Annotated in this window: 10 protein-coding genes and 1 pseudogene; 3 read left to right on the forward strand and 8 right to left on the reverse strand. The window is 31.5% G+C overall.

From position 1 onward, the window contains the following. Positions 1 to 11: 11 nt before the first annotated feature. Together B4E95_RS00480 and B4E95_RS00485 are read left to right on the forward strand one after the other, a co-directional pair. Positions 12 to 248: a sialidase family protein gene (locus B4E95_RS00480; protein ID WP_286495112.1), complete on the forward strand. Its 237-nt coding sequence runs from the start codon at positions 12 to 14 to the stop codon at positions 246 to 248. Positions 249 to 254: 6 nt separating this feature from the next. Next, a complete protein-coding gene (locus B4E95_RS00485) occupies positions 255 to 893 on the forward strand; it encodes a sialidase family protein (RefSeq protein WP_286495171.1) in 639 nt (212 codons plus the stop codon). A 54-nt stretch (positions 894 to 947) separates the two neighbouring features. On the opposite strand, the gene B4E95_RS00490 is transcribed toward B4E95_RS00485, so the two are convergent. The 4 genes from B4E95_RS00490 to B4E95_RS00505 form a co-directional block, all read right to left on the reverse strand. Further along, on the reverse strand, positions 948 to 1,664 hold the full coding sequence (locus B4E95_RS00490) for a TIGR00730 family Rossman fold protein (RefSeq protein WP_180905791.1): 717 nt from the start codon (positions 1,662 to 1,664) through the stop codon (positions 948 to 950). 70 nt (positions 1,665 to 1,734) lie between these two features. Then, positions 1,735 to 2,439 carry a Bax inhibitor-1/YccA family protein gene (locus B4E95_RS00495; protein ID WP_052217477.1) on the reverse strand — a complete coding sequence of 235 codons (705 nt, stop codon included), beginning with the start codon at positions 2,437 to 2,439 and terminating at the stop codon, positions 1,735 to 1,737. Between the two features lie 67 nt (positions 2,440 to 2,506). Next, complete coding sequence (gene pnuC / locus B4E95_RS00500; protein ID WP_291063849.1) at positions 2,507 to 3,190, reverse strand: nicotinamide riboside transporter PnuC; 684 nt, start codon at positions 3,188 to 3,190, stop codon at positions 2,507 to 2,509. An 82-nt stretch (positions 3,191 to 3,272) separates the two neighbouring features. Further along, positions 3,273 to 3,902, reverse strand: a complete 630-nt coding sequence (locus B4E95_RS00505) for a 4'-phosphopantetheinyl transferase family protein (RefSeq protein ID WP_038331028.1) — start codon at positions 3,900 to 3,902, stop codon at positions 3,273 to 3,275. A 74-nt stretch (positions 3,903 to 3,976) separates the two neighbouring features. On the opposite strand from B4E95_RS00505, the gene ahcY reads away from it, so the two are divergent. Then, the gene (ahcY, locus tag B4E95_RS00510; RefSeq protein WP_038331025.1) at positions 3,977 to 5,290 is read left to right on the forward strand and encodes an adenosylhomocysteinase; all 1,314 of its coding nucleotides are present in this window, start codon (positions 3,977 to 3,979) and stop codon (positions 5,288 to 5,290) included. A gap of 200 nt (positions 5,291 to 5,490) precedes the next feature. Here the strand turns inward: ahcY and B4E95_RS00515 are convergent, their stop codons facing one another. The 4 genes and pseudogenes from B4E95_RS00515 to B4E95_RS00535 form a co-directional block, all read right to left on the reverse strand. Further along, a complete protein-coding gene (locus B4E95_RS00515) occupies positions 5,491 to 6,117 on the reverse strand; it encodes a hypothetical protein (RefSeq protein WP_286501053.1) in 627 nt (208 codons plus the stop codon). A 122-nt stretch (positions 6,118 to 6,239) separates the two neighbouring features. Beyond that, positions 6,240 to 6,830: a hypothetical protein gene (locus B4E95_RS00520; protein ID WP_291089045.1), complete on the reverse strand. Its 591-nt coding sequence runs from the start codon at positions 6,828 to 6,830 to the stop codon at positions 6,240 to 6,242. After that, positions 6,820 to 7,246 (reverse strand): annotated as a pseudogene (locus tag B4E95_RS13105) (RNA polymerase sigma factor). The gene B4E95_RS00520 and the pseudogene B4E95_RS13105 overlap by 11 nt, the downstream one beginning before the upstream one ends. A 232-nt stretch (positions 7,247 to 7,478) precedes the next feature. Continuing rightward, positions 7,479 to 7,815 (reverse strand): NUDIX hydrolase (locus B4E95_RS00535; RefSeq protein ID WP_291089052.1); only part of this gene is annotated, 337 nt, incomplete at its 5' end.

Raw genomic sequence — 7,815 nt, forward strand, 5'->3', positions numbered from 1 at the left:
CAAAAGGAATATTGATTGCGGCAATCGACGAGCGTGTTCAAAATTGTGGCGATTTGCTTTACAATCCTGATATCAATATTGTGATTAGGACAAGTGATGACCAAGGAAAAACATGGTCAGCAATCAAGCGAGTGGTCGATTTTCCAGATCAAGAATCTGCTTCTGATGTATCGATGGTTTTGGATGAAAAGACAAAAGAAATTTATCTTTTTTACAATTACATGAATCAAAAAAATTGCGAAAAATGAATTTCGATTACATTTTGTAAAAGTGCTGACAATGGAGAAACGTGGTCAAAACCTGTTGATATTACGGACCAAATTACGCCAACGGAATGGAAAAAAGATTTTAAATTCATTACTTCTGGTCGTGGCGCATACACAAAAGAAGGTTGGATTTTGAATACATTGGTTCGATTGAAAGACGGTGTTTACGTATTCGGAAGTAAAGATCATGGAAAAACGTGGGAACGAATTTCGATTGTTGCAGATAAAGCAGACGAAACAAATATTGTACAACTTCCGAACAAAGATTGGATGTTAAATGCGCGCGTTCAAAATGCTGGTTTCCGTAAAATATTTATCTCAAAAGATCAAGGAAAAACATGGACTTCTAAAATGGAAGAACAATTAATTGATCCAACTTGTAATGCTTCGACATTGGTTTTAGGAAAAGATATTGTGTTTAGTAATTTGCATGATTCAAAAGATCGTCAAAATCTGGGATTGAAAGTAAGTAAAGATCAAGCGAAAACATGGAATTTTTTCAAAACTATAGAACCAAATTCTTCGGCTTATTCCGTTTTAACGAATATATCAAAAAATAAAGTTGGTATTTTTTATGAAGCTGATGATTACCAAGATATGTTTTTTGAAGTAGTTGATTTAAAATAAATTCAATCATAAAAATATAAAAAAACCTCATCAAATGATGAGGTTTTTTGTTGCTTAAAAATTAAGCTTAATATTATATTTTTCGTAGAAATTCTCGATGTGAGCAACTGCTTCTTCTGCTGTATCAACCAAACGGAAAAGATCCAAATCTTTCTCAGAAATATAACCTTCTCTCAAAACTGTTTCTTTGATCCAATCAATTAAACCTGACCAATACTCAGTTCCTACTAACACAATTGGGAAACGTCCTGTTTTCTTCGTTTGTACCAATGTCATCGACTCAAATAATTCGTCTAACGTCCCAAAACCTCCTGGCATTCCGATAAATCCTTGTGAATATTTCACAAACATTACTTTTCGTGCAAAGAAATAATCGAAATTAATTTCATATTCACGGTCGATATATTTGTTCAATTCTGTTTCGAAAGGCAATGTAATTCCCAATCCAACAGAAGTTCCCCCACCCTTTTGCGCTCCTTTGTTTGCAGCTTCCATAATTGCCGGACCTCCACCAGTAATTACACCAAAACCTATTTGCGTTAATCGATACGCAATGTCCTCTGCTAATGCATAATATGGATGATCTGGAGAAGTACGTGCCGAACCAAAAATAGACACGCAAGGTCCTATTTTAGACATTACTTCGTAACCATTTACAAACTCTGCCATAATCTTGAACAACGCCCAAGAATCATTTATTCTAATCTCGTTCCAATCTTTTGGTCGAAACGGAGATTGTATTCTATCGTCTTCTTTTTCTTTATCTGTCATAGTATTTTAAATAAAAAAACCGCAACAAAAATGCTACGGTTCAATATACAAATTTATTGTTTCTTAATGATTAATCTCTACTCATAAAAATTCTCAAAATATACCAAAACAATAACATTAATGAAGCAAATAACGACAATGCAGCTGCAACATATTGTTGTGTTCCGAACTCATATTTTAATTGGTGAGTGTTGTACAAAATTGCTCCACCAGCTAAGGCGCACATTCCAACTGAGAACCATAATCCTAGATCGAACCCGAATAACATTCCTGCAATAATCAATCCAATTGCTAAGAAAAATCCTATAGTTAATGCTCCTCGTAAAATAGAGAAATCTGCTTTTGTTAAAAATACAATAGCTGATAATCCTACAAATAATCCACCTGTTACTACAGCTGCTTGTTTTATCACATAAGTTCCGCCATAATACAATGCGATGTAAAGCATTGGTACAAAAATTAAAGCTTCAGCAACTATATATAAAAAGTAGCCTAAATATTGTTTAGATTTTGAAATCGATCCGTACGCCATTTTTTGTGCAACCCATGTAATTCCCATGAAACCTGCTAATAAAATAAGCCAAAGATATCCAGAAGTTAAACTTAACATAAAGCTTACTAATGCTTCAGATTTTAACATCAAAGATTCGATTAAAACAAATACCAAAACTCCTCCAGCAACGTGTCCGTAAGTATGTTTATAGAAATTTGCCCTTTCTACACTCGTTGCCTCTGCAACCAATTGGTTTTGTTGATATACGTGTTGATTTTCCATATTCGTAATTTTTATAGGTTTTTCAAATTCAATTTATAAGGCTAAAATACTAATTTTAAATTATTTCTTAGCTCACTATTTTTTGGGAGTTTTTTACTGATTTTATCCAATCGATTAATCCGATAAATGATAAAATCAATAAGACAATATATTGCACAGAAGTGATAACTGCTCCTTTGTAAATCATTAATGGAATCATGATTAAATCACCGATAATCCAGAAATACCAGTTATCAATTTTTCGTCGCGCCATCATCCACATTCCAATCAAAAAAATAGCGGTTGTCGAGGCGTCTACAAAATCAATTTTAGAATAATGTAATTTACATTGGTTGATAAAACTGAAATCAAAACCATTTTGAATAACTGGACGAAAATAATAAATCGTCAAAATAAAGATAAAACTCAACGCGAAAAGTAAAGTTGCGTACAGATATTCTTTCTTCGTTGCCCACGAAACATCGACATGTTTATGATCTGCTTCGAGATTTTTTTGCCACAAAATCCAACCATAAATCGCCATTGAAGTATAGTAAACATTAATAATTGTTTCACCATATAATCCCCAATTAAAAAATAAATAAATGAAAATAAATGTTGAAATAATTGTAGTTGGATAAACCCAAATATTGCGTTTGTAGGTATAATAAACTGAAATAATTCCGAAAAAAGTTGCTATCGTTTCGAGCAAGATATTCAACTTAGAATAGGTTTTGTAAGGCGCAAGGATATAATCAATAAAATCGTTCATTCTTAAGTTGTGAGTTGTGAGTTAAAAATAATTCATTCTAAATCAAAAATCTAAATTCGTAATTCTAATTTTAAACTTCGACTTATTCATAATCCAACACCCAAACCAAATAATATTCACCAATCATTTTATAGAATGCATGATATTTACGAGATTTCACATCATCCGAAATCCAACAAATAAATTGTTTATTTTCTATTAATTCAAATTCTTCTGCACGATAATGATTCAGAAAATTCCAAAGATTTCCACCATTCAATTTGTACAAACCTTCTTTCATTCCCCAAATTACATGCAAATATTCAGTTTCATGTTCTTGAGGTATCCAAGCTATTTCATCTGGACGGGCAAATTTATGTTTGATGTTCAAAATTTTTCTTGGTCGAGACAATTCAATATCTATCCCAATATTATATTCGCTCACGCCAACAGAAACCAATCCATAGGAATGTGTGATGGAAATTTCTTTATTTGTAGGTAAAAAAGGTTTTCCTCTTTCGTCATAATTTACATCATAATCCAAGTCCAATTTCTTTAGACAAGCGCGCAAACCAAGATATTCTCTGGCCTGTTTAGGTCGAAGATTATTATATTTTTCTATTCTATAGTCCTCTAAATGAAGATATTCTAATAATTCTTCATTCGATTCTGTTACATTCCACGTAATAATGCGGGTATGTTTAAAATCGTTAATATAATCGATAACGGGCATTTTATTAATCGAAATTTGTTTGTAAATTTGTTCCTTATAAACTTAAAAAAAAAGTTAGTTAAATATATCAATTGATGGATACAAAAACGCAATACATTCCATACAAAGTTAAAGATATTTCTTTAGCTGAGTGGGGAAGAAAGGAAATTACGTTGGCTGAGGCAGAAATGCCTGGGTTGATGGCTATCCGTGAAGAGTACAAAGCTGCTCAACCTTTGAAAGGTGCTCGCATTGCAGGTTGTCTACACATGACAATCCAAACTGCAGTATTAATCGAAACGTTGGTTGCTTTAGGAGCTGATGTTACATGGTCGTCATGTAATATTTTCTCTACACAAGATCACGCTGCTGCTGCAATAGCTGCTGCTGGGATTCCTGTGTATGCTTGGAAAGGGATGAACGAAGAGGAATTCGATTGGTGTATCGAGCAAACATTATTCTTCGGAGAAGATCGTAAACCATTAAACATGATTTTGGATGATGGTGGAGACTTAACGAATATGGTGATTGATCGTTACCCAGAATTGGTTGCTGAGATCAAAGGATTATCAGAAGAAACAACTACGGGTGTACACCGTCTTTACGAAAGAATGGAGAAAGGTACATTGCCTATGCCTGCAATTAACGTAAATGACTCTGTAACAAAATCTAAATTCGACAACAAATACGGATGTCGTGAATCTGCAGTAGATGCTATCAAACGTGCTACTGACTTGATGATCGCTGGTAAACGTGTTGTAGTTTGTGGATTTGGTGATGTTGGTAAAGGTACAGCGGCTTCTTTCCGCGGTGCTGGAGCAATTGTTACAGTAACTGAAATCGACCCTATTTGTGCTTTACAAGCATCTATGGAAGGTTACGAAGTAAAAAAATTAGATACAGTGGTTGCAAACGCTGATATCGTAATTACGACTACTGGTAACTTTGGAATTGTACGTGCAGAGCATTTCGAGAAAATGAAAGACAAAGTAGTTGTGTGTAACATTGGTCACTTCGATAACGAAATCGATATGGCTTGGTTAAACGGAAACTACGGAAACACGAAAGAAGAAATTAAACCACAAGTTGACAAATACAACATCAACGGAAATGACATCATCATTTTGGCTGAAGGACGTTTAGTTAACTTAGGTTGTGCAACAGGACACCCTTCTTTTGTGATGTCAAACTCTTTCTCTAACCAAACTTTAGCTCAAATCGAATTGTGGACAAATTCATCAGCTTACAAAAATGAAGTATATACTTTACCTAAGCATTTAGATGAAAAAGTTGCAGAATTGCATTTAGCTAAATTAGGAGTAGAATTAGAAGTTTTATCTCAAGAACAAGCAGAATACATTGGTGTAACGGTTGAAGGACCATTTAAACCAGAATATTATAGATATTAATTAATTTTAATTCAAAATTTTTATTTGAAAAAAGAAAAAAGCACTTAACTATATGCCCTCGCCCTGAACAAGCGAGGGCTTTTTTGTTAGTCATTTTCTACGCCAGAAATTGATTCAAGTTCATTATTCAATTTATTGAGCTCTTCCTTTGTTGTATATTTTTTAGGAATATTTTTCTTAAATTAAATGTCGCTTCTTTTTTATCTTTTTATCAAAATATCAGCATTGATTGCAGGCGTAATTCCTAATGGTGTTTTCATCCACACATCAGAATCAGTCGTTTTATATAAACATTTAGCCAGCAAAGCTCCACTAAAATAAATTGGCTTTTCAACTTCTGTTAATAATTCTACTTTGATGAAAAAATCATCTTGATATTTAATATTCAAATCACGTAAATCCATCGAAAAGACATCATTCTGTTGATATTCTTTTTTTACAACAACTTCAAAAGGTTTTTCTAAAATTGATTGAGCTGGTTTCCCATTATTCATTGCCGTTAAATCAACTTTCAAAAGAATAGAATCTAATTTCAAACTATTGCTAAAATTGAAATTAATACGTTGAAAAGTGAATTCTTTTTTAGGCGCATTTATTGGAATTGCAAATTCTTTGGTAAACTTAGGGAGTGAATCTTTACTAAAATTAATATCTGCCGTTAATCCGATTAAAATTGATTTCGTCTTGGTATCCGAACCAACACGTTTTAATCGAAATTTGCTTTTATCATACAAAATCGTTTCATGTAATTCTATCGTATCTTTTTTATAATCTTGTGCATTTGCAAACGTTATAAAACATAAAAAAAGAAAGTAAATTTTTGTCATCTATTTGGTTTTTAAATCATTTATCAATTTTATAAAATATAGATATTCAAAATTCACAAAGGTTACACAATGACATGTTAAAGTTTAACGCATTACATTAACAAAAGAAGAGTAACTTTTGGTTACTCTTCTAATTGATGTAGTATATTTTCTAATTCTTCTAAATTTTTCTTGTAAAACTTTTTTATCCACCATTTCAACATCCAAACACAGACTACTGAATACGCTAATAATGTCAAAAAAACGTATAGAAAGAAATAAAATTCATTTTCAAATTTTAGAAATTTATCATTTTGCATATAAGAAATTCCTATCAACATCAATACTAAAATATAGATGATGTACGAATAAATACTGTAAATATCTATCGATGATTTGTAATTATAATAAAACCAATTTATATTTTTTAACGAATTATATTCCAAATGATAAGAACGTTTATAAAAATTGAAAATATAATAAAAAGGAACTAAAAATGTTGCTGACACACATAATAAAACCCACCAAACTAATTGACTATTCGCATCAAATAAAAAAGGCATGAAAAACAAGAATATTAATCCTGATAATTGATAATAAAACTCTTTCTTCAAGGTTTTTCGTACTTTATCAATAATGGTATTTGCTTCTTGATTAAACTCAAGATTTGGATCAATTTTAACTTCATCTGAAGATTGATTGTCCCATTGTTTTTGTAATTCATCAAAATTCATAACCGTATTTTTTTATGATGATTTGTATTTTTTCTTTCGTTCTGTTCAATTTCACACGTGCATTTACTTCCGAAATTCCCAAGTTCATACAAATTTCCTTGTGATTTTGTCCTTCCAAAAACAGAAAAATCAATGCTTTTTCTACTTTATTCAATTCATGAACTGCTTTATAAAACAATTCGAGTTGTGTTTCTTTTTCACCAAAATCCATCTCATCTACTTGATCAATATTTTCTAAAAAAGTATGACGATCTGCTTTTTTCTTTTCTAAAATAAGTTAACGCCGTGTTCAACGAAACGCGATACATCCAAGTTGAAAATTGAGATTTACCTTCGAAACGATCAAAAGATTTCCATAGTTGCAAAACAATCTCTTGTATCAAATCATTTTGATCTTCAGAATTATCCATATACATCTTAGCGATTTTGTGTAAAATCTCTTTGTGTTGATCGATTAATTCTAAAAAAAAGGTTTGTTTAGCTTCCAAAATCGTTACTTTATTTTTTTCAACGCAACTTGTTCATCGTCTATTATGATAACATTATTTTCAACTGTTATTTCCAAAATAGATTTCATCGCTTAATTATTTAGTGTTTATTAGTAAGTAAACATAAAGTAAAAACGTTACAAAAATTTTGAAAAAAAAATTAAAACTCCATTTCTAACCAAATCGGTAAACTGAATTCTTCTAATAAATGAGCCAATTGAAATTCTTTGTAGTTTTCTTTCGTTATCCACGCCATTTCTTCTATCTCAGAAGCGATTTTAAGCGTTTCTAATGATTTTAATTTAACATGAAATACATTTGCATAAACTTCGGTATTAACTTCATTAACGGCAATAGAAGTATGTTGTCCTAAAAATGAAACATCGTGCTGTAGAATATCAACATTAATCTCTTCTAAAAATTCGCGTCGAAGTGTGGTTAATAATTCTTCATCTTGTTCTCGTTTTCCTCCAACCATCTGAAAAAATTTCGATTTC

It is taken from the genome of Empedobacter sp. UBA7494 (genome assembly GCF_002478465.1).
Classification (GTDB): domain Bacteria; phylum Bacteroidota; class Bacteroidia; order Flavobacteriales; family Weeksellaceae; genus Empedobacter; species Empedobacter falsenii_B.

Coding starts and splice junctions, on each gene's coding strand:
- B4E95_RS00520 (WP_291089045.1), bottom strand. CDS start 6,830: ATGAATTTTGATGAATTACAAAAACAATGGGACAATCAATCTTCAGAT.
- B4E95_RS00495 (WP_052217477.1), bottom strand. CDS start 2,439: ATGGAAAATCAACACGTATATCAACAAAACCAATTGGTTGCAGAGGCA.
- B4E95_RS00505 (WP_038331028.1), bottom strand. CDS start 3,902: ATGCCCGTTATCGATTATATTAACGATTTTAAACATACCCGCATTATT.
- pnuC (WP_291063849.1), bottom strand. CDS start 3,190: ATGAACGATTTTATTGATTATATCCTTGCGCCTTACAAAACCTATTCT.
- ahcY (WP_038331025.1), top strand. CDS start 3,977: ATGGATACAAAAACGCAATACATTCCATACAAAGTTAAAGATATTTCT.
- B4E95_RS00490 (WP_180905791.1), bottom strand. CDS start 1,664: ATGACAGATAAAGAAAAAGAAGACGATAGAATACAATCTCCGTTTCGA.
- B4E95_RS00515 (WP_286501053.1), bottom strand. CDS start 6,117: ATGACAAAAATTTACTTTCTTTTTTTATGTTTTATAACGTTTGCAAAT.